Source organism: Bacillus sp. Brlt_9 (assembly GCF_051948935.1).
GTDB lineage: Bacteria > Bacillota > Bacilli > Bacillales > Bacillaceae_G > Bacillus_A.
In genome coordinates, this window is record NZ_JAYJLO010000002.1 from 509191 (window position 1) to 532059 (window position 22869).

The following is a 22869-nucleotide window of genomic DNA, read 5'->3' on the forward strand; positions in this document are numbered from 1 at the left end:
ATAGAATTGTAATGTTTTCCAATTAGTTGTGTCAAATCTTTTTTACATATCGTTTTTTTATATAGCAGGAATAATGGATGAGATAGGGAAGAAATTATGTTGAAGGATTTCATAGAGAGAGGAGGATGGGTATGAAACTCGTCTTTGTTCGGCACGGTAAAGGAGAACATACAAAGGACTTGCCATCAAGTTTACAAGTGTTGCATCCCCCATTAACGGATGAGGGAAGGAATCAGGCTAAATTACTTCAACGTGATGTACCATTGCAAGAAACGGATATATTAATTGCTAGTCCTACACTTAGAACTTTACAAACGGCGACAATATGGAGTGAGAAGGTAGCTTGTCAAAAAATCGTCCATCCATACGTATCCCCGCGTATTTTTCCTTATCGAGAAGGAGCGAAAACATTACCATGTGATCACATAGTAGATCAGGGAATAATAAAAAATTTATTTCCACATTTTTCGATAGAGAAAAACACAAATCAGCAGTTATGGACGGAAGGTATAAATACTATTTCAGAGCATAGCTTTCAGCAAATAGTAGATGAATTTCTTCTTTGGTGTTATGAGCTGGGTACGGAAAGAATTTGTATTGTATCTCACGACGGGACAATTACTGCGTATAGGCAATATTTGCAGAAAGTCGTGTTAACTAGATATGATTTTTTGCAAGAAACGGGTATATATGAAATGAATCTATCCCTTAAAAGTTTGATTGATGAGATCTAATTATAGGATGGAGGGTGTATATTGAATGTTGCACTAGTAGTTGGTTTTAATTCTGATTTAGAGGCGCAATCAATCCGAGCCTCTCTTGAATATTTTGGAGCAAGAGTTATAACATATTGGATTGGTAGACCGAAAGATTTCATGGAAGTTATTTCCGGGGAGAATTTATTTAATGATATCAATTATATTATTTTTTGCTTTCATGGTGAGGAAGGAAAGTTTGTCATGGAGGAGTTAGATGAAGATATATATGAACAAGATGAACCGAGAGGATACTTTGGTGCAGCAGAAATTTATAAATATGCAAAATTGCATAATACAAATATTGTAAATAGCGGGTGTACGTTAGGGGAGCAAAAACTAGCAGAATCTTTTTTGCGTAGTGGGGCGAAATCGTATATTGGACCGATAGATTATGTAGATGGGAATGCAGCACTTATGTTTACAATACGCTTATTTTATGGGCTTATTAGCCATGAAAAAACGTTAGAAGATGCTTTTCAAGAGGCGAAATTAATCGATGAGGAGACATGTACATTTCAATTCTATAAATAGGAAAAACACGTTTATTCTATATTCGAATAAACGTGTTTCACATTTAACTCACATTTTTTTTACATTTTCTTCAATGAAAACCATTATCACTTATGGTATGATATGTTCAAGTTTTTACGGATAATAGAAGTTACTATATAAACGTTAGTTTTTGATGTTTCATACACATGTCATGAATTATTCATAATTAACGTTTGTAAAATAAGTAACTAATGTTATTATGTTAACTGTAACTAACTTAATTACAACTTTAGGAGGAAGATATGGTTATTCAATTTTTAAGAGAAAACAAAGCAGTTTCTTTTGTGTTAGCAGTAATTCGAGTGTATCTTGGTTACACATGGTTAATGGCTGGAATCGGTAAACTACAAGGAAAAGGATTCGATGCAACTGGTTATTTACAAGGTGCAATTGAAAAATCTAAAGGAGCACAACCGGCTGTTCAATCTTGGTGGGCATCATTTTTACAAGATTTCGCAATTCCAAACGTTGATCTATTTAATACACTTGTAACGTGGGGAGAAATTTTAGTTGGAATTGGTTTAATTGTAGGCTGTTTAACAAAAACAGCGGTCTTTTTCGGTCTTGTAATGAACTTTTCCTATATGTTTAGTGGGTCAATTGGTGTGAATCCTGAAATGGTTATTCTATCAATGTTCGTTCTAGTTTCTGGTATGAATGCTGGTAAATTTGGAATAGATGGTTTCATTATTCCAAAAGTATTAGGTTCAAAAACTCAAAAACGCCAAAAGCAAGCTGCTTAATATATGAAAGCGGGTATCTCAAAATGAGATACCCGCTTATGTTATTTTTCAACTTTTATTGGATTGTTCTTAAAGAATTCTTTTACATAGCCTACAAATTCTTGTGGTTCTTGACGAAATGGTGCATGATAACCTTTTTCGATAATATGGAAAGTACTATTTCTTAAGAATTGATGATATGTTTCTCCTTCTTTCCAAGAAACGCTACTATCATTTCTTCCCCATATAATTAAGGTTGGTTGATTCAATTCATTTGCATTGATTTGAAGACGTCTAGGCCATAATTTCATTTTATTGTAATGCTCTTCATCATTACGTTTAAATTTCACTTTGCTCTCATCATAATCTGCAATAGAAGAAACGGTATTTAAATCAGTCGACAACTGTGGTTTTGGTGAACCTTGTTTATTAACGAGTGTATGCGGACCGCCTGTAGCATCAGTTAAAATAAGGTGAGTAACGGCTTCGGGATATAAATACGTTAAATTAAGGGAAATTTCTCCACCCATTGAGTGTCCCAGTATTGCGAATGAATCATAACCTAGTTTTTTCATTAATTTATAATACAAATTTGCATGAGTAGGGAAAGAATAATGAAAATCCATCGGCTTAGATGAGCGTCCGAATCCTAAAGCATCTACAGAAATAATTGTATGATCTTTTGCTAGGTCTGAGTAAATCTTTTGAAAACCATTTGACGATCCTCCAAATCCATGGATCATAAGTAAAGGTGGTTTTTCATTACCAATCTTTTTAAAGTAAATGGTTTGACCATCTATTTCTACCATTTTTTCCTCGGTAGCTAGTTTCGCTGTAATTGTATTTTTCACTTGTTTTACTTGTTCTACTGGCTTTTCTGCTGCACTACATCCTACTAATAGTGTAAGAGTAAGACAACTTACCATAAAATAGCTAAATCGCCTCAATGAGGTGTCTCCTTTCTAACATAACGCTGTATCTATCATAGCAAATAGCATATTACGATTTCCAGGAAGTTGGCTACCATTTTTTATCATAAGAGGTGAAAGGAGCGTTTCTTGGAAATTTTCTGTTTGAAGAAATTTACGAAATGAAAATTGTGAATGGGGGACATCAATTCTTACTGTGCCACTCCAACCTTCACAGATTTTCTTGAATAATTGAATAGCATCCTTCTCTTGCTTTGCGATAAGTGGATTGACGCATAATATACTATCTTTTTGTATACATAAGGAAAAAGCTTCTATACAATTATTTCTCTCAATTTTAAAAGAGTGGCTAGTTCTTGGTAATAGCGATGAATAAAGGAAAGAACGGTTAGTACCAGTTGTAATTTGATCGAGAGAAATAAGTGATACAAGATCTTGTTCTTTCACTTGTTGCGTATGAGTAATATGTGTTTTAGTAGTTTGTTTCTCAAAACGATGAATCGTCGTTACTGTTTGAAATCCGCAAGATGTATAAAGAGGCTCGCCAGCTTTTGTTGCAATAAGTGCAATTGGTTGTTTTGGATGAGTGTGTGCTAAGCAATGATTCAGCAAAGTGCGCCCGATGCCCTGCCCTTGAAAATTAGGATGGACGATTAACATGCCAATAGTAGAAAAACTATCTTTAAAAGGAAATACCCCTCCAGCTGCAATCAGTTTATTTTCATGCATATAACCGATAAGTGTGCCAAGAGAAAGATACATTTCGAATTGTTTCTTCATAAATGCTTTATCTTGTAACCATCCAATAGCTTTACAAAGATCGAGTAAATCAAAAATAGAAGATTCATCTAGCTTTATTATTTCCATACATGTTCACCACATTTCTAATAATTTTCATAAAAGTAGATTGAAAATGTTAAATAAGAGATTTACGTTAGATGAAATCCAACTTGTTTATATTTTAATTGTAAAGGGGAAGATGGTTGGTATGAACAGACAAAGTTATACAAATTATAACTGATATTTACATAAGTTAACAAAAAATTTACATATAACTAATTTTCTCTTAATAGTCTTCTATTAAATTTGATAGTGGGAAATGAATAACCTAATTAGGGGGACAAGACAGTGAAAAAGTTTGTGAAAAAAGCATGGCCATTTGCAGTTGTGGCGTCGTTAGCAGTTACTTCAGTGGCAACATGGAATTTTACACGTTCTAGTGAAGTAAATGCAGATGAGAGCGGAAGCAATGCAAAGATTAAAAATGTTATTGTGTTAATTGGAGATGGTATGGGCCCTTCATACATGACGGCTCATCGTTATATGAAAGATAATCCAAAAACATTCGAGATGGAATCTACAGAGTTTGATAAGCATCTTGTAGGAACACAAAAGACATATCCGGAAGATGAACATGAAAATATCACAGACTCTGCATCAGCGGCAACAGCTATGTCAGCAGGAATTAAAACATATAATGCGGCAATTGCAGTTGATAATGATAAAGCAGAAGTGAAAACTGTTCTTGAACAAGCGAAAGAAAAAGGGAAATCAACGGGACTCGTTGCTACTTCTGAAATTACACATGCAACACCAGCTGCTTTCGGTGCGCATGACATTAGTCGTAAAAATATGGACGCAATTGCAAATGATTATTTTGATGAAAAAATTAAAGGGAAGCATAAAGTAGACGTTATGCTTGGCGGCGGAGTAAATAACTTTGTTAGAAAAGATCGCAATCTTACAGAAGAATTTAAGAAATCTGGTTATAGCTATGTAACGGATCGCAATCAATTGTTAAATGATAAAAACGATCAAATTCTAGGTTTATTCGCACCAGGCGGTTTAGATAAAATGATTGACCGTACTGATAAAACACCTTCATTAGAAGAAATGACAAATGCAGCAATTGAGCGTTTGAACAAAAATAAAAATGGTTTCTTCTTAATGGTTGAAGGAAGTCAAATCGACTGGGCTGGACACGATAATGATATTGTTGGTGCAATGAGTGAAATGGAAGACTTTGAAAAAGCATTTAAAGCAGCGATTGAGTTTGCGAAAAAAGATAAAAATACGTTAGTCGTTGCAACGGCAGACCACGCTACTGGTGGATTATCTTTAGGTGCGAATGGTGAGTATAACTTTAAAGTAGATCCAATTAAAGCTGCAAAACGCACACCAGACTTCATGGCAAACGAGATTGCAAAAGGTGCAAATGTAGAAGAAACATTGAAAAAATATATTGATTTACAATTAACACCAGAAGAAATTAAAGCGGTAAATGATATTGCTCCTTCAAAAGATGTAACAAAGATTGATAACGCGATTGAGGATATTTTCAATAAGCGTTCAGTTACAGGCTGGACAACAGGTGGACATACAGGGGAAGATGTAAACGTATATGCATTTGGCCCAGGTAAATACTTGTTCTCTGGCGTTCAAGAGAATACAAATATCGCTAAACGTGTCTTTGATATTGTTGGCGGCGGTGATCCGAATAAAGGAAGACGCTAATTATAAATGAAAGTGAGGCGAAATGCCTCACTTTTCTTTTTAGGAGATGGTAAGATGAGGGCTTTTTTCATGGGAATAGGATCCCTTCTAATAGGTGTATTATTGCTAGTTGGATGCCAATCCAAGGAGGGTCATATAGAACAAAAATCTACTACTACAAAAACTGAGGAAAAGGTACAAATAACGAAAGAAGAAGAAAAATTGATTCAAGATGTTATGGAGAAATTTGTACTGACGACAAATGAAAAAAATCTTGCTGAACATATGGAGTTATTTTCAAAAAAGATGCCTAGTGCTGAGGATTTAAAAACACAAAAAGAAGCAGCTTTTCAAAAAGGAAATAAGAAAATTGAATTGGAACATATAGATATGAAAGCTAGTAAAGCAGGGTATGTTGTTGTGGAAACAAAGGAAAAGGAAATAGATGGAGAGGTCACTCTTCAGAAGAAAGTACAGTATGCGCTTGGAAAAGAAGAGGGTGGCTGGAAAATTGAAGAAGTTCGCACGATAGGGAAGAAATAAAGTGAAACTTTAATTAGGAATTTTTACTGCCTGTAAATAGTGAAATAAAAAAGGTTCTCATTGGCGAGAACCTTTTTTTATAGTGGTAACATAATTTGATTTGAACATGCTTCGATATCATCAATATCTTGGCGAATGGTTGCCATTTTATTATCAAGATCTTCAGCCTTCATTGCCGCGTCATGAAGTTCATCTTTTAAATACTCAGGTATTTTCCCTTCATACTTATAGTAAAGTTTATGTTCTAAACTTGCCCAGAAGTCCATTGCGAGCGTACGTAACTGAATTTCTGCAAAGACTTCTTTTGTACCAGAATTCAGTGATAAAGGATATTTAATAATCATGTGTAAACTTTTATAGCCATTTCCCTTTGGATTGGCGATATAATCTTTTACCTCTATGATTTCCATATCTTCACGCTTTTGAATGACTTCTTTCAAATGATAGATATCTTCTACGAAGCAACATGTAATACGAATGCCGATGATGTCTTGTAAATGCGTTTGAGCATTTTCAACTGTCGGTAATAAATTTTTACGTTCAAGCTTTTTAATAATACTTTCAGGTTGTTTTAATCTTGTTTTTATATGTTCAAACGGGTTGTAATCCTCTAAAAATTGGGCTTCCCGGTTCATAATTTCAAATTTAGTTTTTAACTCTTCTAAAGCAAATGTATATGGTAGTACAAAAGCTTTCCAGTAGTTAACTGTTGATTGATTATATTCCATTTATATACACACCTTTTCCAATTTACAAGTGAGGTTGTTATTATACTAAACACCAAATCATGTAGGCGCAAGCAGCAAATGATGAGATCATAAAACGATATTTAGTTTTCATACTTTCAACTCCTTTCAAATAAAATTCTATATAAATAAACGTGATTGTTAATAAGTTCACTATGTACAATTCCTATAGTAATAGATTCGTGTGAATTTCGTATGAACTAATTGTTTCAGCTTTTTGTCTTTTTTTGTGAAGCATCACTATTATCGATAATTTAAAGTGTTTTCATTTGAATTATTCATTTGTATGGATTAATGTATATTTGAATTTATGGTTATTAAGGAGGCTGTACAGTGAACTTTGAAGAATTAGCAATTGCTAGACGTTCCGCAATGAAATTTGTACAAGGAATAGAAATCCCAGATGAGGATTTTAAAAAAATATTTGAGCTAACAAAGCTTTCTCCATCTTGTTACAATTTGCAACATACGCATTATGTTGTAATTCGTGATCAAGAGCGAAAAGAAAGATTAAAAGAGTTAGCTTTTAGGCAATATAAAGTATCGAGTGCATCTGCGGTAATACTTGTTTGTGGTGATAAGAGAGCATACCAAAATGTCGAAAATATTTATTTCGGTATGAAGGTTTTAAAGATGATTGATGAATGTGAGTATGAAGATACAATTAAGCAAACGAAAGGGCTATATGAAGGAAAAGGAGAACGCTTCATGGAAGAGGAAGCGATTAGAAATGCTTCGTTAAGTGCGATGACTTTTATGTACGCAGCTAAACATTACGGCTATGATACGTGTCCAATGATCGGTTTCGATGAAAAAGCAGTGCAAAGTGAACTAAATATGCCGGAGCATATAGTACCTGTTTTAATGATTACGATAGGAAAAAGTGATACTACTAAAATTCGCCCACGAGGATACCGAAAGCCGATTAGTGAGTTTGTTACATACGAAACATTTTAATACAAGGCATAGATTACTTAAAAAAGGGTTCTATTTAGATCCCTTTTTTGCAATTGACAAATAGAATGAAGTTATATAACATATAAATCGTAATCATTACGTTTTAGTTTGCGATCTTTAAAAGAAAGGAGAATTACATATGCGTGTAAATATTACATTAGCTTGTACGGAGTGTGGTGATCGTAATTATATTTCTAAAAAGAATAAACGAAACAATCCAGAGCGTATCGAACTAAAAAAATATTGTCCACGATTAAAACGGGTAACGTTACATCGTGAAACGAAGTAGAAGACTAGAGATATCTCTAGTCTTTTTTGTTTATTATCCTTTGGTTTTGTTTGTTATAATTACCTTAAATTGTAACAAGGGGGCGGTATGATGAATCAAAAAGATATAGAAAGAAAAGAGCAAGTGGCTCATATGATCAACATTCCAGATGATTATAGACTTGTTGTAGACGATCAAGAAGGCGTAGATGACCCGTATCATCTATTATGGTGGGAGCATAAAGAGGATGAAGAGAGAACGATACAAATTACGCTGAATAGACATACTGGTAATTTAATTGAATTTAGTATAGATGATGAAAATTCTTTTTCGGACGATAAGGAAGCTCTAGAGGAAAATCAAGCGAGAGAGATTGCAAATATATTTTTAACAAAATATACAAAAGAAGGATATGAATTTTATACATATGTAACTGTTAAGGACGACAGGCGTGGTTGGAAAGAAGTAAATTATATGCAAGAAGTGAATGGCTATCCATTGCCGAATACAGGGGGTATCGTGCAAGTTCATCCTTCAGGTAATGTTGTGCATTTTCGGTATAATGGACAAAAAGCTATCGAGAAAAAACCGTTATGGCCAAGTGAAATTGTTGAAGAGAACGTCATCTTAGAAAATTTGAAAGCTAGACAAGATATGAGACTTGTATTTGTAGATTTAACACATTCTTCATGTGAGTATGAAAATGGAGAAGAAGTAAAAGGGTACCATCTTGTATATGAACCAGAACCTAGCCATGCGTTTATTAATGCAAGTACAGGAGAAGATTTATTTGGACCCGATCACTATAAGTGGCCTCCAACTATAGCTGTTGAAAAACCGAAAAAAGGTAGCCAACAAGATGATATATTCGATTTGCTTGACTGGGATAAAGAAAGTTTTACAAAAGTAGCTGAGACAGAAGATGATGATGAAATAAGGATGAAATTTGTTCCGAAAGAGGAATTACAGAAACAGAAAGAAGAAAAAAATCCATATTTAATGAATGAATTTTTTAAGAAGCATTTACCGATGTTAAAATATAATAATTTTGTTTGCATTATGATTGATAAATCTACGAATGAATTAACTGGCTTTATAAAATTGACAGACGATAAAGAAGTAAAGCAAATACTGTCTAGAGAGAAATGTTTACAAAAAGCACTTCAATTTTTAGAAGGAGTTATTCCAAATGTTACACAATATTTACGTCTTTGGGAAGAACGTGAAGAAGCGGAAGATGGAATTGAGAGGTTTTCCTTTTCAATATATGTAAATGACATTCATGTAGAGGGAAAAAATATTATGATCAACATTAATACAGAGAATGGTGCTGTGATGCATTATTCAGGAGAATCTAGCAACTTTATAAAAGAATTGCTTACATATGAAACAACACCAAAAGTAACAAAAGAAAAAGCGTTAGAAATATACAGAGGGGCCATGCGAGTTCATTTAGAATGGTTTTTGGAGAATGATGTAGAGGAAACAAGCTACGAACTACTGTATAAACAAACAACGGATGAAAATTATAAAGAACCCTTCGACCGTAGTCGAGAAATTCGTTATATTGATGCCGACACAGGGAAGAAAATTTGGAGTGAATATTAATAAAAGCCAATCGATACGTATCGATTGGCTTTTACTATGTTCGTAGAATCATTTATTAATTGCCGTTAAGTGGTTGCAGAATACCATCTTGAGCTTTTGACCACTCATATAAATTCCCATCTGAACCTACTGCGAAATTTAGAGCACGTTGATGTTCACCATCACCACGTGTGTATAAAACGTCATATAGCTTAATGCCATTTATTGTACCGATTAGTTGGTCTTCCGCTGAGACGTAATGAATGTCAGCTGATCGAGCTCCCATTCTTTTTTCTAGAACTTTTACAGCATCTTCACTTGTGAATGTAATAGTATCAGTTTGTTTATTTGGTTGCTTAGCTGGTTGTTGCTCTTTTTGTGTGTTTTTAGATTCTGCTTCAGGTTTTGTATTATTTTTAGCTGTTTCATTATTTTCATTTTTTTTGTTGTTTTCAGTAGTTGTGTTGTTTTCGGATTTTGTATTAGTTTTAGGTGTTGCGTTGTTCTCAGTCTTTGTATTGTTTTCAGTTTTTACATTGTCTGCATCTTTTTGGTTATCTTCAGTTGTTGTGCTATCTTTTGATGCGGCAGTATCCTGTTTAGTCGTCTCAGTTTTTGTGGGCGAAGTTTCTTGTCCACAAGCTGAAAGTAAGAAAAAAGATAGTGTGAGTACTACTAATTTTGTTATTTGTGAAGTAAAGTATCGCATGAAAACACCTCTTTCAAAATTTTGGAACTTTACATATTGTAATACATTGGAAAATTTATTCAAGGTATGAAAGACTTATTTCGTTCGACAAAAAGCTAAGGATTCCATATTTATATCGTACAGACACAAACAACCTCACGCCCACATACACATAGTAAAGACCACTATTTTGGCGGAGGTGAAAGGTTTGAGTCTATTCGCCGCAATTGGATATATGGTTCGAGAAGTGTTTGTCTTTGTTTCTTATGTAAAGAACAATGCGTTTCCACAACCGTTATCATCAGACGATGAGAGAAAGTACTTAGAGTTAATGGAGCAAGGTGATGCTCAAGCGAGGAATTTATTAATTGAACATAATTTACGGCTTGTAGCTCATATCGTTAAGAAGTTTGAAAACACAGGGGAAGATGCAGAAGATTTAATTTCAATTGGTACAATCGGGCTTATTAAAGCGATTGAGAGCTATTCGGCAGGAAAAGGCACAAAACTGGCGACGTATGCAGCGCGCTGTATTGAAAATGAAATTTTGATGCATTTACGTGTACTAAAAAAAACGAAAAAGGACGTTTCACTTCATGACCCGATTGGGCAAGATAAAGAGGGAAATGAAATATCGCTTATTGATATATTAAAATCAGAGTCTGAAGATGTAATTGATATGATTCAGCTTAGTATGGAGTTAGAAAAGATTAAAGAGTATATCGATATTTTAGACGAACGGGAGAAAGAAGTAATCGTGAAGCGTTTTGGACTGGGACTTGATAAGGAGAAAACGCAACGAGAGATCGCAAAGGCACTCGGTATTTCCAGAAGCTACGTATCAAGAATTGAAAAGCGTGCTTTAATGAAAATGTTCCATGAATTTGTGAGAGCAGAGAAAGAGAAAAAAGCGAAAGAATAATGTACATTGCAAGCAGCCGTATTTTAAAATGGGCTGCTTTTCTTTTTGGAAATAAGGAAAGAAAAAGAGTTCTGTTCAGAAGAAATACATGTTCACTGTTGAAAATGACGGATTCTATCTGTAATATTAGAGGGTGCTAAACAATTTAAGAATAATACCATACTTAGTTTTCTGCATGTATAATATGGTGGTTCTATATGATATGTGGGAATAAGAACCAATTTTACATATGATATAGAAGGAAAAGAAGGGGAAGCTAAAGTTATAGACTGATTAGGAGGTTTCGCAATTTGCGACGTACATTATATCGACTTATGATCGAACTTACAAATGGTCGTTTTACTTCTTATATATTACGTAAATTTGCACAATCTCGTTTGAGCTCTATCATTATTCCATCGTATGCGAAAGTTTTTCAAATTAATCAAGATGAGATGGAAAAGGGTTTGAAGGAATATAGAACATTGCATGAATTATTTACGCGTAAGCTAAAAGAAGGAAAGCGTAGTATTGATACAGATGCATCGAGTATCGTTAGTCCTGTTGATGGTGTTTTTGCTGATCACGGTCCTATTGAGGACACAAAAACATTTGATATTAAAGGCAAGCGTTATTCGATTGTGGATATGCTAGCTAATGAAGAACGTGCACAGCGATATGCAGGTGGTACATACATGGTTATTTATTTAAGCCCAAGTCATTATCATCGTATTCATAGTCCGCTTTCTGGTTCTGTGACTGAAAGATTTGTACTCGGTAGAAAATCATATCCGGTAAATGCAGCTGGTATGGAATACGGGAAAGAACCGTTGTCAAAAAATTATCGCTCTGTTACAGAAGTGAATAGTGACGGTGAACATATGGCGCTTGTAAAAGTAGGAGCAATGTTTGTAAATAGTATTGAGCTGCTGCATGAAAGAGACGTTGTTCAAAAAGGTGAAGAAATGGCATACTTTACATTCGGTTCAACAGTTGTGTTATTGTTTGAAAAAGATATGATAAGAGTAGTGCAGGAATTGAAGAGTGGACAAGAGCTTCGCCTTGGTGAAAAAATTGCTACTCGATTGGCTCATAAGTAAAGAAAAGATTTTATAACTGTAAGCAAGAGTTATGGACAAAGATGCTTAATGATGAAATTCCCTAGATGGGAGTACTTGTTTATTCGAGAGCCATCGCAGGATGGCTCTTTTTACAAGTTAGCTAGTTAAAATTTCGTTTTATATGTAATCAAGACGATTTGACAAGCTTGTCCTCTAATGAGCGTCTAATAATTTCTTGTTTTATAAGTAAAATGAAGTCGGGATTTAATTTTAGTTCTTTTGCTTTATAATAAGACTCAGTGAGTAACTCAGTAGATAACTGTTCCATATGTTTTGTTTTCAAGGTGAGTCACCTCCTAATAATATAAGGATTGATTCGTTGATGCATTTAATGTACCAAAAAAATATGACAGTCACAAACGAGTGGTTATCCACATACCTAGGTGGATAAAATGTGTATAGATTGTTAGTAAATTCCAAATTGACTGAAAAATTAATGTGGAAAATGTGTACAATTTTATCCACAGGTCATATATCGAAATATGTTGTCGAAAAATTTTTATGAAAACTCCTCAAAGAGGTGAAAGAAATTGAAACTATTTTTACCAAATGAATATGTGAAAAATGTATATCATGTTCAACCAGAAGATTTGAAAAAGCGTGGAATTAAAGGTGTTATTACTGATTTAGATAACACTTTAATTGAATGGGATCGTCCAAATGCAACGCCACAACTTGAAGAATGGTTTTTGAAAATGAAAGAGCAAGGCATTCAAGTAACGGTCGTTTCAAATAATAATGAGCAACGAGTGAAAGACTTTGCTGATCCATTAGGCATTCCATTTATTCATAGTGCGCGTAAGCCATTTGTTCGTGCGTTTAAGCGTGCGATACAAGAGATGCAGTTGCAGCCAGATGAAGTTGTAGTAATTGGGGATCAGTTACTAACGGATGTTTTAGGTGGAAACCGAGTGGGACTTCATACAATTTTAGTTGTACCGGTAGCACAAACGGACGGATTAGTAACGCGCTTTAATCGAAAAATTGAACGAAGAATTATGAGGAATATGAAGAAAAAAGGTTTAATTAACTGGGAGGAATAAAGTTTGACTGAAACAATTAAATGTATTGGTTGCGGTGTAGAAATTCAAACAGAAGATAAAAATGAAGTGGGATATGCTCCTACCTCATCTTTAGAAAAAGAACAAGTAATTTGCCAACGCTGTTTTCGCTTGAAACATTATAACGAAATTCAAGATGTATCATTAACAGATGATGATTTCCTACGTATTCTAAACGGAATTGGAAAATCGGATGCGTTAGTAGTTAAGATTGTAGATATTTTTGATTTTAATGGTAGCTGGTTACCTGGCTTACATCGTTTCGTAGGAAATAATAAAGTATTACTTGTTGGAAATAAAGCTGATTTAATTCCTAAGTCAGTAAAACATGATAAAGTAAAGCATTGGATGCGCTATAGTGCAAAACAGCTAGGATTAAAGCCAGAAGATGTCTTTTTAATTAGTGCAGCGAAGGGACAGGGAATTGCTGAGCTGGCAGATGCGATTGAGTATTACCGCGGCGGAAAAGATGTTTACGTTGTTGGATGTACAAATGTAGGGAAATCAACATTTATTAATCGTATGATTAAAGAGTTTAGTGATGAGACTGAAAATGTAATTACAACATCTCATTTCCCAGGAACAACGCTTGATTTAATTGATATTCCGTTAGACGAAGAATCTTCTTTATATGATACGCCAGGTATTATTAACCACCACCAAATGGCTCATTATGTTGGAAAACAAAGCTTAAAGCTTATTACACCAACAAAAGAAATTAAGCCAATGGTGTTCCAATTAAATGAAGAACAAACATTGTTCTTTAGTGGACTGGCACGTTTTGATTATGTAAGTGGCGGTCGTCGTGCGTTTACTTGTCACTTCTCGAATCGTTTAACAATCCATCGTACAAAGCTTGAGAAAGCAGATGAATTGTATAAAAATCATGCTGGAGATTTACTAAGCCCGCCAACACCAGAAGAATTAGAAAATATGCCAGAGCTAGTGAAATACGAGTTTAATATTCGTGAACCAAAAACGGATGTTGTATTCTCTGGATTAGGATGGGTTACTGTGAACGAACCGGGAGCAAAAATTGTTGCACACGTACCAAAAGGAGTAAGTGTTTCATTGCGTAAATCTTTAATTTAATATGGAGAGGGATTTATGAAACAATTATATGGTGTAATCGGAAATCCAATTGGACATTCATTATCACCCGTTATGCATAACGATGCATTTGAACACTTGAATATGGATGCCCATTATCATGCCTTTCTTGTTAAAGAGGAGGAGCTTGGGGAAGCAGTAAGAGGTTTAAAAGCATTAGGTATTTCAGGATTTAATGTAACAACTCCGCACAAAGTTGCGATCATGGATTGTTTGGATGAGATTGACCCGCTAGCAAAACAAATTGGTGCGGTAAATACAGTGGTTCATAAGGATGGAAAGTTGATTGGCTACAATACAGATGGAATTGGCTTTGTCCGAGCATTGCAGTCCATTAGTAGTGAACCACTTCAAGAGAAACGTATTTTATTGCTTGGCGCAGGTGGTGCTAGTCGAGCGATTTATTTTTCTCTTGCTGATGTAGGTGTCAAAGAGATTGATGTAGCTAATCGTACAGTAGATAAGGCGAAAGAACTTATTGCTGCATGTACGGCTACTGTTCATTCTGTTCCTTTATCTTTAGAAAAAGCAACAGAAGAACAAGGGAATTATGATATTATCATTCAGACGACAACGATAGGTATGCATCCACGCGTTGAACATACGCCATTACAAATTTCTTCGTTAAAAAAAGGGACGATTGTATCAGATATAATTTATAACCCATTTGAAACGAAAATTTTATGTGAGGCGAAAGAGCAAGGTGCAATCATTCAAAATGGTATTGATATGTTTGTTTATCAAGGTGCACTTGCATTTGAAATGTGGACAGGGCGCGCGCCAAATATCGAAAGAATGAAACAATTAGTTATAAGAAAGCTTGGAGGCTAACATATATGTTAACAGGAAAACAAAAAAGATTTTTACGTGCGCAAGCACATCATTTAACACCAATTTTTCAAGTAGGAAAAGGCGGAGTAAATGAAAATATGATTAAACAAATCGCAGATACTTTAGAAGCTCGTGAGCTATTTAAAGTAAGTGTGCTACAGAACTGTGAATTCGATCGCCGTGAAGTTGCAGAAGAACTTGCAAAAGGCGCACGTGCTGAAATCGTTCAAGTAATTGGAAGCACAATCGTTTTATACAAAGAATCAAGAGAAAATAAACAAATTAAGCTTCCTCGATAAAAAGATTAGCACGAGCTATTTTTATCGCAGATGCGTAATGATGTAGAGAGCGAAACCAATTGAACTTTTATTAATAGCAACTCTCTTCATTCCTAAGCGAAGAGAGTTGCTATACGTAAAAGGAAGGGGCGTTTCTTTTGAGGAAAATTGGCATCATTGGCGGTACATTTGATCCGCCGCATTATGGACATTTGCTCATTGCAAATGAAGTATATCATGCTTTGAATTTAGAAGAAGTATGGTTCTTACCGAACCAAATTCCGCCGCATAAACAAGGGCGAAATATTACAAGTGTAGAAAATCGCTTACAAATGTTAGAGCTTGCGACTGAGGCAGAGGAACATTTTTCTATTTGTTTAGAAGAGCTAAGCAGGAAGGGCCCATCTTATACGTATGACACTATGCTACAATTGACGAAGAAGCATCCGGATGTGCAGTTTCACTTTATTATTGGTGGAGATATGGTTGAGTATTTACCGAAGTGGTATAACATTGACGCGTTGCTTGATCTTGTAACGTTTGTTGGGGTTGCAAGACCTGGTTATACATTGCATACACCTTATCCTATCACCACTGTGGAAATTCCGGAGTTTGCAGTTTCTTCATCTTTATTACGTGAGAGATATAAAGAGAAGAAAACGTGCAAATATTTACTTCCTGAAAAAGTACAGGTATATATTGAGAGGAATGGGTTGTATGAATCGTGAGAAAGCACTTCATATTGTCAAACAACAAATGCATGAAAAACGTTATGTACACACAATTGGTGTAATGGAAACAGCAATTGAACTTGCTAAGTTATACGGTGTGGATGAAAAAAAGGCTGAAGTTGCAGCTATATTCCATGATTATGCGAAGTGTAGAGCGATTCCAGAGATGGAAGAGATTATTAAACGTGAAGATTTGCCGAAAGATTTACTTTGTTATAACAAAGAGTTATGGCATGCACCTGTTGGGGCATACTTAGTAGAAAAAGAAGTAGGCATTACGGATCCTGAAATCCTGCAAGCTATTACATATCATACAAGTGGTCATGAGAAAATGACGATGTTAGATAAAGTAATTTATGTAGCTGATTACATTGAGCCTGGTCGAAAGTTTCCAGGAGTGGAGGAAGCTCGTAAACTCGCATATGCGGATATAAATCAAGCTTTATTATTTGCATTAAAGAGAACAATTCAATTTTTAATGGAAAAAAATCAAACGATTTATCCATTAACATTCCAAACATACAACGCAGTTATCAAGGAGGAAATTAGTAAATGAACGATAAAGATTTGTTAGTATTAGCGGCAAAAGCAGCTGATGATAAGAGAGCAGAAGATATGGTTGTCCTAAATATGCAAGGTATTTCACCGATTGCAGATTATTTCATTATTTGTCACGGTAACTCAGATAAGCAAGTGCAAGCAATTGCTCGTGAAATTAAAGCAAAAGCACACGAGTTCCAAATCGACGTACAACGTATGGAAGGTTTTGACGAAGCACGCTGGGTATTAGTTGACCTTGGAGATGTAGTTGCTCATGTATTCCATAAAGATGAGCGTAATCACTATAATTTAGAGCGTCTATGGGGCGATGTGCCACGTGAAGATATTACAGAAGAGCTAGGCCAATGAATTACGAACAATTTGCATTGCTGTACGACGAACTAATGAATGATGTCCCTTATGATAAATGGGTAGAATTCACAGAGGAAAGCTTACAGCAAGCGGATATGAAAGAGGCGAAAATTCTTGATGTAGCATGCGGTACTGGTAATGTAACACTTCCGCTTGTACAAAAGGGTTACGATGTAATCGGTGTCGATCTTTCAGAAGAAATGTTAGCAGTTGCTCAGCAAAAACTAGGCGGGGAAGGATATTTTATTCCTTTTTATCAACAAGATATGCGAGAGCTTGATGTTCCGGGTGAGTTTGACTGTGTAACGATTTTTTGTGATTCATTAAATTATGTATTGCAAGAAGATGGAGTGCAAGAAACATTTCGAAGAGTGTTTCACCATTTACGTCAAGATGGTTTGTTTTTATTTGATGTACATTCTTTATATAAAATACATCATGTATTTCAAAATGAAACATACACAGTAAATGGAGAAGAAATATCTCTTATTTGGAATTGCTTCCCTGGTGAAGAATCAAATAGTGTAGAACATGATTTAACGTTTTTTGTTCAAGATCCAGAAGAAGATGTGTACCATCGCTTTGACGAATGTCACGTGCAACGTGCATATCCGGTTGAAGAGTTAACGAAATGGCTTGAAGCAGCTGGTTTTACAGTGCTTCGCGTAACTGGTGACTTTGAGAGACTTGAAGTTACAGAACAAACAGAGCGTATTTTCTTCATGGCGAAGAAAAACGGATAAAACAAAAGCAACCGAGAAGGTTGCTTTTGTTTTGTAAAGAAGTTGTAATTTTAGTTCTAGGATAATAAGAAGATTATATACGTAAAGTGTAAAAATGCTAGTTTAAGTGAAAATGTAATGTAAAAAAGTAAGTATTTATAAAAAGGATTTGGAATGACGATGACGTATTTATTATGTGTGTTTATTGAATTGCTGATCAACGCATTTTAAATCTTCATCAAATTTCTCGTGTGTCCGCTCGATTAATTTATGGAACATATCCCCAACATGTTCTTCTAAAACCCGAATGCCTTCTCCTGTAACGCCGCCTTTAACACATACTTTTTCTTGTAAAGTAGGCAATGTGAAAATCCCTTTTTCAAGTAATTTCCCCATTCCAACGACCATTTCACTTACTAAAGTAGTGGCCTCTTCATGTGTAATATTTGTTTTATCTACAGCAGCATTAATGAAACATTGTAATAAATAACTAAAGAATGCAGGGCCACAGCTTGCTATATCAGATGAAACGCGCGTTATATCTTCTTCTATTACAAGGGGAGTAGAAATGTTTTTGAATAGGCGAAATAGTTTTTGTTGCCACTCTTCAGAGCATTTACTTCCAAACGTAAATAGTGATGCACCAGACAGAGCGCGGTTTGTAATGCTTGGAATAATACGGGCGACGTGGCAAGGTACAAGTGTTTCTAATTGTGATGGAGATATTGGACTTGTGATAGAAACTAAGCACTTTTCATCAGAAAAATATTCAGCGTATTTTTGTAGGATCGGGTATATATCTATCGGCTTTACACAAATAAAAATAAGATGTGATCGTTCGATTACCTTATCAATAGTTTTGGCTATATGAACAGAAGGGTATTTTTCCTTTATATGATATGCTTTGGCGGGCGTTCGATTAATGATTGTAAGGCACGAAGGTTTGACAGCACGGGTTTCTAAAAATGCATCGATTAGTATATTCCCCATGTTCCCTGTCCCTATAATTCCTATGTTCAATGTTTCATACCTCCTTCGTAACAGCTTTCTCCTAAACAATATGAATGATGTTATAAATTTATGATTAGAGGTGAAAAATGATGTGGGATTTTCCAAAGAAATGGTTAGGATTAGTAGCTATTATTGGAACTGTACTTTTTCTTCTTTTCTGGAAAACGAACGGTCATACAGAGCGATCAATCATTGCAACGGATGTTCAAGCGAAAGAGATAGAGAAAAAAAGTAAACCGAAAATATCGGATACAAAGCAGCAGAAAAAAATAATTGTAATTGATATGAAGGGAGCTGTTGTTAAAGAGGGAGTGTATGAAATGAAAGAAGGGGACCGGGTGAAGGATGCCATTGAGAAGGCAGGTGGTTTTTTGCCTGAGGCAGATAGGATGAAGGTAAATTTAGCGCAAATGGTACAAGACCAAATGATTCTTTACGTACCGAATAAAAACGAACAAGCGAAAGAAGTAGCTGCTGTTTCAAAGGGAGAGGGGAAAGTTCAAATAAATGCAGCTTCTAAAGAACAACTTGAAAAAATTACAGGTATCGGCTCTCGGAAAGCGGAAAGTATTTTGAAATATAGAGAGGAGCATGGTCCATTTCAAAAAATAGAAGATTTGTTAGAGATTGATGGGATTGGTGCGAAGTCTTTGGAAAAAATAAAAGATCAAATTATTATTCCGTAAAAGATTGACGAAGTTTTTCTTCATTCGCTACACTACAAGTAGACAAAAAAGTAGGTGAAGAATATGGAACGAATCTCATGGGATCAATATTTTATGACGCAAAGCCATTTATTATCTTTACGTAGTACATGCACAAGGCTTGCGGTAGGCGCGACAATCGTTCGTGATAAACGAATTATTGCTGGTGGATATAATGGTTCAATTAAAGGCGGCGTACATTGTATAGATGACGGATGCTATGTTATTGATAATCATTGTGTTCGTACGATTCACGCAGAAATGAATGCTTTATTACAATGTGCAAAGTTTGGCGTGAAAACGGAGGAAGCGGAAATTTATGTTACGCATTTCCCTTGTTTACAATGTTGTAAGGCGATTATTCAAAGTGGTATTACAGCGGTTTATTATGCACAGGATTATAAAAATCATCCATATGCCGTAGAGTTATTTGAAAAAGCGAATGTAATGGTGAAACACGTTCCGCTAGAATATGATATTGCAGCATTAGAGGATCAAAAGCGTCATACGGAGTTAAAAGAACTATTTGCATCTTTAGAAAAAGAGAACTTATCGATGGAAGAATTACAGCATGTATTCACGAAAGCAAAAATGATGCTATAAGGAGTGAGTATAAGTTGCATGGACAATGGGGCTATGTTGCAATCTCATTTATAATAGGGATTGCAACTGCCTTCTCCTCTTCGGTTTTATTGCTGATTAGTTGTCTCGTTCTATATGTTATCTTTTGTTTGTATCGTACTTCGCGTAAAACCTTCCTTTATTGTATGATAGCGTGTTTTAGTGGCGCTATGTACACTGCGTATGTTCAAGGGCAAAACAAGCCTCTGGGAGAGTCCTACGAAGCTACAAGAGGAGTGATATACAATACACCTCTTATTAACGGGGATCGCCTATCATTCCAAGTTGAAGATCAGTATAAAAATATAGTGCAGTTAAGTTACAAAATTAAATCAGCCTCGGAAAAGAAACAACTGCGACAATTACATGCAGGAGCATCATGTGTATTCGAAGTTGAGAGGAAAGAACCACCGATAGCTCGGAATTTTCATGGTTTTAATTATCGTGATTATTTGTATAAGCAAAATATTCATTTCATATTGGAAGCTACACATATTTCTGAATGCTATAAAACATCATTGTCACCTGTGCAATGGATTCTTCTTTTAAGGCAGCAAGCAATCTTGGGAGTTACAGAAATGTTCCCGGAGCAATCAGGTGCTTTTATGAATGCATTAGTATTTGGTGATAGGCAACAAATGATATATGAAGTTGAAGAGCAATATCAACAATTTGGTCTTGTACATTTGTTGGCGATTTCAGGATCGCATATCGTATTGTTAATGGTGATCGTGTATTTTATTTTGCTAAGAAGTGGTGTGACGAGGGAGGTAGCAACAGTATGTCTTATCTTCTGTATTCCTCTATATATGATTTTAGCAGGAGCGTCACCGTCTGTTATAAGAGCTTCTATAACAGGAGTTTTAATGTTGATTGCTTTTATGTGTTCTATTCGTTTATCTAGCTTAGATGCTTTAAGTGTAACAGCTATATGTATGCTTATATTTGATCCATATCTCGTGTTTAATATTGGTTTTCAGTTTTCTTTCGTTGGTAGTTTTGCTCTACTTTTATCTGCCCCGCTTTTGCTAGAGAGTAGTAAGGGAGTAATCCGAAATTCTATTTATATTTCTTTTATTTCACAGCTCGTTAGTACCCCAATTTTGTTATATCACTTCGGTTATTTTTCTCCATATAGTATTTTTCTAAATATCCTATACGTTCCGTTTTTATCTCTTATTGTATTGCCGTGTAGCATTGTTATTTTGATATGTATACCGATCATCCCGTTTCTTGCAAAAGGACTTGCGAATGTACTATCAATAGGTTTGAATCTTTCTAATGATTTTTTAAGTTATTGTGAAAATTTGCCATTTACCCGTCTTAATTTCGGGCAAACACCTATACTTCTTGTAACTCTATATTGCGTGAGTATTATTAGTATATTAATGGTTTGGGAAAGGCGAATGTCGAAAGGGATTATGTGTATAGCTTTGGGTGTATTTCTATTTATTAGTACATGTCATTATATATATCCGTATTTTCGGGAAAGCGGAAGTGTTACATTTCTTGATGTTGGACAGGGAGATGCGATATTAATTCGTCTCCCGTACGATAAAGAGGTTTATCTCATCGATACTGGTGGAACAATTCGTGTAAACAAAGAAGAATGGCAACAGAAAAAGCATGAATTTTCTGTCGGAAATGATATTTTGATTCCATATTTACAAAAGGAAGGTATTAAAAAAATCGATAAATTAATCGTAACACATGGCGATGCGGATCATATAGGTGCTGCGCAAGAGTTATTATCAAATATAATCGTAAAAGAAGTCGTGTTTGGCCGAAAGGAACAAGATGCGGAATTAGAAAAAGTAGTAAAGAAACAGGCGTTAGAAAAGGAAGTGAAAATAAGAGAAGTGGGAGAAGGAGAGAGTTGGAGCATAAATGGAGCGGAATTTTTCGTATTAGCCCCAACAGGAAAGGAAAGAAGTGAAAATAACGCTTCAATTGTAGTGTGGGCAAAATTAGGAGGATTAACGTGGTTATTTACGGGTGATTTAGAAGAAGAAGGAGAGAGGCTTTTAGTAGCTACGTATTCAGAATTACGGGCGGATGTTTTAAAGGTTGCTCATCATGGGAGTAACACGTCATCTATAACGCCTTTTTTGAGCGCTGTACAGCCTAATATGGCGATTATTTCTGCCGGTGAGCGTAATAGGTATGGACACCCTCATAAAGAAGTTATAGAGCGTTTGGAGAAGATGGGGATTGAAATATGGCGCACGGATAAGCAAGGTGCTGTTTCCTATGTTTTTAAAGGGGAAAGCGGAACCTTTCGTAGTAAAATCACATATGATGAAACACATAATAGATAAAAAAGAAGACTGCCAAGTAAGCAGCAGTCTTTAAGAACCGATAAATTTAATAACAGTTGCAATGATGAAAAGTGTTGCGAAAAAACCAAATGAGACGATAAATCCTACCCCTGAATCAATAGCGTCATTGCGTTTACTTTGAACATTTTGTTCAAAATCATTCATTTAGAATCCCTCCCCAACATTCCACTTTAGTATAAAATATTGTCAGAAAAAAATCTACAATTTATATAGGAAGAGAAATAGAGCGTTTTTACTACTTTTAGATCATGAAGTAACGTGAGTTTTTTGTTTCCAAGCATGTT

Annotated in this window: 28 protein-coding genes; 21 read left to right on the top strand and 7 right to left on the bottom strand. The window is 35.1% G+C overall.

All coding sequences use genetic code 11. The features are described 5' to 3' along the window. The first annotated feature begins 131 nt into the window (after positions 1-131). The 3 genes from VF726_RS08835 (at position 132) to VF726_RS08845 (ending at position 2053) form a co-directional block, all read left to right on the top strand. A complete protein-coding gene (locus tag VF726_RS08835) occupies positions 132-734 on the top strand; it encodes a histidine phosphatase family protein (RefSeq protein ID WP_440167472.1) in 603 nt (200 codons plus the stop codon). Positions 735-752: 18 nt separating this feature from the next. Continuing rightward, on the top strand, positions 753-1289 hold the full coding sequence (locus tag VF726_RS08840; protein WP_440168282.1) for a delta-aminolevulinic acid dehydratase: 537 nt from the start codon (positions 753-755) through the stop codon (positions 1287-1289). Positions 1290-1552: 263 nt separating this feature from the next. Then, entirely contained in the window at positions 1553-2053 is a 501-nt protein-coding gene (locus tag VF726_RS08845; RefSeq protein ID WP_242295454.1) for a DoxX family protein, read from the top strand. A gap of 41 nt (positions 2054-2094) precedes the next feature. On the opposite strand, the gene VF726_RS08850 is transcribed toward VF726_RS08845, so the two are convergent. Together VF726_RS08850 and VF726_RS08855 are read right to left on the bottom strand one after the other, a co-directional pair. Beyond that, a complete protein-coding gene (locus tag VF726_RS08850) occupies positions 2095-2979 on the bottom strand; it encodes an alpha/beta fold hydrolase (protein WP_440167474.1) in 885 nt (294 codons plus the stop codon). Between the two features lie 15 nt (positions 2980-2994). Next, positions 2995-3828, bottom strand: a complete 834-nt coding sequence (locus VF726_RS08855) for a GNAT family N-acetyltransferase (protein ID WP_440167476.1) — start codon at positions 3826-3828, stop codon at positions 2995-2997. Between the two features lie 261 nt (positions 3829-4089). On the opposite strand from VF726_RS08855, the gene VF726_RS08860 reads away from it, so the two are divergent. Together VF726_RS08860 and VF726_RS08865 are read left to right on the top strand one after the other, a co-directional pair. Next, positions 4090-5475 (top strand): alkaline phosphatase, encoded by a 1386-nt coding sequence (locus tag VF726_RS08860; RefSeq protein ID WP_000714923.1) that lies wholly within the window; start codon positions 4090-4092, stop codon positions 5473-5475. A gap of 54 nt (positions 5476-5529) precedes the next feature. Then, positions 5530-5997: a hypothetical protein gene (locus tag VF726_RS08865; protein WP_440027613.1), complete on the top strand. Its 468-nt coding sequence runs from the start codon at positions 5530-5532 to the stop codon at positions 5995-5997. Between the two features lie 77 nt (positions 5998-6074). Here the strand turns inward: VF726_RS08865 and VF726_RS08870 are convergent, their stop codons facing one another. After that, on the bottom strand, positions 6075-6725 hold the full coding sequence (locus VF726_RS08870) for a GTP pyrophosphokinase (RefSeq protein WP_000456215.1): 651 nt from the start codon (positions 6723-6725) through the stop codon (positions 6075-6077). A 390-nt stretch (positions 6726-7115) separates the two neighbouring features. On the opposite strand from VF726_RS08870, the gene VF726_RS08875 reads away from it, so the two are divergent. The 3 genes from VF726_RS08875 to VF726_RS08885 all read left to right on the top strand — a co-directional run bounded on the left by VF726_RS08875 (position 7116) and on the right by VF726_RS08885 (position 9576). Then, positions 7116-7700 (top strand): nitroreductase family protein, encoded by a 585-nt coding sequence (locus tag VF726_RS08875; RefSeq protein ID WP_429671598.1) that lies wholly within the window; start codon positions 7116-7118, stop codon positions 7698-7700. 139 nt (positions 7701-7839) lie between these two features. Continuing rightward, positions 7840-7989 carry a 50S ribosomal protein L33 gene (gene rpmG, locus VF726_RS08880; protein WP_001265617.1) on the top strand — a complete coding sequence of 50 codons (150 nt, stop codon included), beginning with the start codon at positions 7840-7842 and terminating at the stop codon, positions 7987-7989. Between the two features lie 90 nt (positions 7990-8079). Continuing rightward, complete coding sequence (locus VF726_RS08885) at positions 8080-9576, top strand: YcdB/YcdC domain-containing protein (protein WP_440167481.1); 1497 nt, start codon at positions 8080-8082, stop codon at positions 9574-9576. Between the two features lie 55 nt (positions 9577-9631). Here the strand turns inward: VF726_RS08885 and VF726_RS08890 are convergent, their stop codons facing one another. Then, entirely contained in the window at positions 9632-10264 is a 633-nt protein-coding gene (locus VF726_RS08890; RefSeq protein WP_440167483.1) for a hypothetical protein, read from the bottom strand. 187 nt (positions 10265-10451) lie between these two features. On the opposite strand from VF726_RS08890, the gene sigK reads away from it, so the two are divergent. Continuing rightward, positions 10452-11165 (top strand): RNA polymerase sporulation sigma factor SigK, encoded by a 714-nt coding sequence (gene sigK / locus VF726_RS08895; RefSeq protein ID WP_000051382.1) that lies wholly within the window; start codon positions 10452-10454, stop codon positions 11163-11165. 290 nt (positions 11166-11455) lie between these two features. After that, the gene (locus VF726_RS08900) at positions 11456-12244 is read left to right on the top strand and encodes a phosphatidylserine decarboxylase (protein WP_440167486.1); all 789 of its coding nucleotides are present in this window, start codon (positions 11456-11458) and stop codon (positions 12242-12244) included. 148 nt (positions 12245-12392) lie between these two features. Here VF726_RS08900 and VF726_RS08905 read toward each other — a convergent pair whose 3' ends face one another. Next, a complete protein-coding gene (locus VF726_RS08905; protein ID WP_000850094.1) occupies positions 12393-12548 on the bottom strand; it encodes a sporulation histidine kinase inhibitor Sda in 156 nt (51 codons plus the stop codon). A 247-nt stretch (positions 12549-12795) separates the two neighbouring features. Between VF726_RS08905 and VF726_RS08910 the strand changes: the two genes are divergently transcribed. The 8 genes from VF726_RS08910 (at position 12796) to VF726_RS08945 (ending at position 17931) form a co-directional block, all read left to right on the top strand. Further along, a complete protein-coding gene (locus VF726_RS08910; protein ID WP_000765309.1) occupies positions 12796-13308 on the top strand; it encodes a YqeG family HAD IIIA-type phosphatase in 513 nt (170 codons plus the stop codon). Positions 13309-13311: 3 nt separating this feature from the next. Next, positions 13312-14418 (top strand): ribosome biogenesis GTPase YqeH, encoded by a 1107-nt coding sequence (yqeH, locus tag VF726_RS08915; RefSeq protein WP_098519996.1) that lies wholly within the window; start codon positions 13312-13314, stop codon positions 14416-14418. A gap of 15 nt (positions 14419-14433) precedes the next feature. Then, positions 14434-15267: a shikimate dehydrogenase gene (aroE, locus tag VF726_RS08920; RefSeq protein WP_440167490.1), complete on the top strand. Its 834-nt coding sequence runs from the start codon at positions 14434-14436 to the stop codon at positions 15265-15267. 5 nt (positions 15268-15272) lie between these two features. Then, positions 15273-15566: a ribosome assembly RNA-binding protein YhbY gene (yhbY, locus tag VF726_RS08925; protein ID WP_000955224.1), complete on the top strand. Its 294-nt coding sequence runs from the start codon at positions 15273-15275 to the stop codon at positions 15564-15566. 137 nt (positions 15567-15703) lie between these two features. Beyond that, a complete protein-coding gene (gene nadD / locus VF726_RS08930) occupies positions 15704-16273 on the top strand; it encodes a nicotinate-nucleotide adenylyltransferase (RefSeq protein ID WP_440167493.1) in 570 nt (189 codons plus the stop codon). Then, positions 16263-16832, top strand: a complete 570-nt coding sequence (gene yqeK / locus VF726_RS08935) for a bis(5'-nucleosyl)-tetraphosphatase (symmetrical) YqeK (RefSeq protein ID WP_440167495.1) — start codon at positions 16263-16265, stop codon at positions 16830-16832. Before nadD ends, yqeK begins: the two co-directional genes overlap by 11 nt. After that, positions 16829-17185 (top strand): ribosome silencing factor, encoded by a 357-nt coding sequence (rsfS, locus tag VF726_RS08940; protein WP_048531266.1) that lies wholly within the window; start codon positions 16829-16831, stop codon positions 17183-17185. Before yqeK ends, rsfS begins: the two co-directional genes overlap by 4 nt. Then, on the top strand, positions 17182-17931 hold the full coding sequence (locus tag VF726_RS08945) for a class I SAM-dependent DNA methyltransferase (protein WP_048531264.1): 750 nt from the start codon (positions 17182-17184) through the stop codon (positions 17929-17931). The genes rsfS and VF726_RS08945 overlap by 4 nt, the downstream gene beginning before the upstream one ends. 171 nt (positions 17932-18102) lie before the next feature. On the opposite strand, the gene comER is transcribed toward VF726_RS08945, so the two are convergent. Then, complete coding sequence (gene comER / locus VF726_RS08950) at positions 18103-18930, bottom strand: late competence protein ComER (protein WP_440167498.1); 828 nt, start codon at positions 18928-18930, stop codon at positions 18103-18105. Positions 18931-19007: 77 nt separating this feature from the next. Here comER and VF726_RS08955 point away from each other — a divergent pair, with 77 nt between their 5' ends. The 3 genes from VF726_RS08955 to VF726_RS08965 all read left to right on the top strand — a co-directional run bounded on the left by VF726_RS08955 (position 19008) and on the right by VF726_RS08965 (position 22564). Further along, positions 19008-19607 carry a helix-hairpin-helix domain-containing protein gene (locus tag VF726_RS08955; protein WP_440167500.1) on the top strand — a complete coding sequence of 200 codons (600 nt, stop codon included), beginning with the start codon at positions 19008-19010 and terminating at the stop codon, positions 19605-19607. Positions 19608-19670: 63 nt separating this feature from the next. Beyond that, a complete protein-coding gene (locus tag VF726_RS08960) occupies positions 19671-20228 on the top strand; it encodes a ComE operon protein 2 (protein WP_440167502.1) in 558 nt (185 codons plus the stop codon). Positions 20229-20242: 14 nt separating this feature from the next. Next, complete coding sequence (locus tag VF726_RS08965; protein WP_440167504.1) at positions 20243-22564, top strand: DNA internalization-related competence protein ComEC/Rec2; 2322 nt, start codon at positions 20243-20245, stop codon at positions 22562-22564. A gap of 30 nt (positions 22565-22594) precedes the next feature. On the opposite strand, the gene VF726_RS08970 is transcribed toward VF726_RS08965, so the two are convergent. Further along, positions 22595-22729, bottom strand: a complete 135-nt coding sequence (locus VF726_RS08970; RefSeq protein ID WP_000997609.1) for a YqzM family protein — start codon at positions 22727-22729, stop codon at positions 22595-22597. Positions 22730-22869: the final 140 nt, after the last annotated feature.

Bases quoted from the DNA above. Each gene is read 5' to 3' on its own strand.
- yqeK (WP_440167495.1), top strand. From the start codon at position 16,263: ATGAATCGTGAGAAAGCACTTCATATTGTCAAACAACAAATGCATGAA.
- aroE (WP_440167490.1), top strand. From the start codon at position 14,434: ATGAAACAATTATATGGTGTAATCGGAAATCCAATTGGACATTCATTA.
- VF726_RS08890 (WP_440167483.1), bottom strand. From the start codon at position 10,264: ATGCGATACTTTACTTCACAAATAACAAAATTAGTAGTACTCACACTA.
- yhbY (WP_000955224.1), top strand. From the start codon at position 15,273: ATGTTAACAGGAAAACAAAAAAGATTTTTACGTGCGCAAGCACATCAT.
- VF726_RS08835 (WP_440167472.1), top strand. From the start codon at position 132: ATGAAACTCGTCTTTGTTCGGCACGGTAAAGGAGAACATACAAAGGAC.
- VF726_RS08855 (WP_440167476.1), bottom strand. From the start codon at position 3,828: ATGGAAATAATAAAGCTAGATGAATCTTCTATTTTTGATTTACTCGAT.
- rsfS (WP_048531266.1), top strand. From the start codon at position 16,829: ATGAACGATAAAGATTTGTTAGTATTAGCGGCAAAAGCAGCTGATGAT.
- VF726_RS08870 (WP_000456215.1), bottom strand. From the start codon at position 6,725: ATGGAATATAATCAATCAACAGTTAACTACTGGAAAGCTTTTGTACTA.
- VF726_RS08960 (WP_440167502.1), top strand. From the start codon at position 19,671: ATGGAACGAATCTCATGGGATCAATATTTTATGACGCAAAGCCATTTA.
- VF726_RS08955 (WP_440167500.1), top strand. From the start codon at position 19,008: ATGATGTGGGATTTTCCAAAGAAATGGTTAGGATTAGTAGCTATTATT.
- VF726_RS08885 (WP_440167481.1), top strand. From the start codon at position 8,080: ATGAATCAAAAAGATATAGAAAGAAAAGAGCAAGTGGCTCATATGATC.
- VF726_RS08970 (WP_000997609.1), bottom strand. From the start codon at position 22,729: ATGAATGATTTTGAACAAAATGTTCAAAGTAAACGCAATGACGCTATT.
- VF726_RS08845 (WP_242295454.1), top strand. From the start codon at position 1,553: ATGGTTATTCAATTTTTAAGAGAAAACAAAGCAGTTTCTTTTGTGTTA.
- rpmG (WP_001265617.1), top strand. From the start codon at position 7,840: ATGCGTGTAAATATTACATTAGCTTGTACGGAGTGTGGTGATCGTAAT.
- VF726_RS08875 (WP_429671598.1), top strand. From the start codon at position 7,116: ATGAAATTTGTACAAGGAATAGAAATCCCAGATGAGGATTTTAAAAAA.
- VF726_RS08865 (WP_440027613.1), top strand. From the start codon at position 5,530: ATGAGGGCTTTTTTCATGGGAATAGGATCCCTTCTAATAGGTGTATTA.
- VF726_RS08945 (WP_048531264.1), top strand. From the start codon at position 17,182: ATGAATTACGAACAATTTGCATTGCTGTACGACGAACTAATGAATGAT.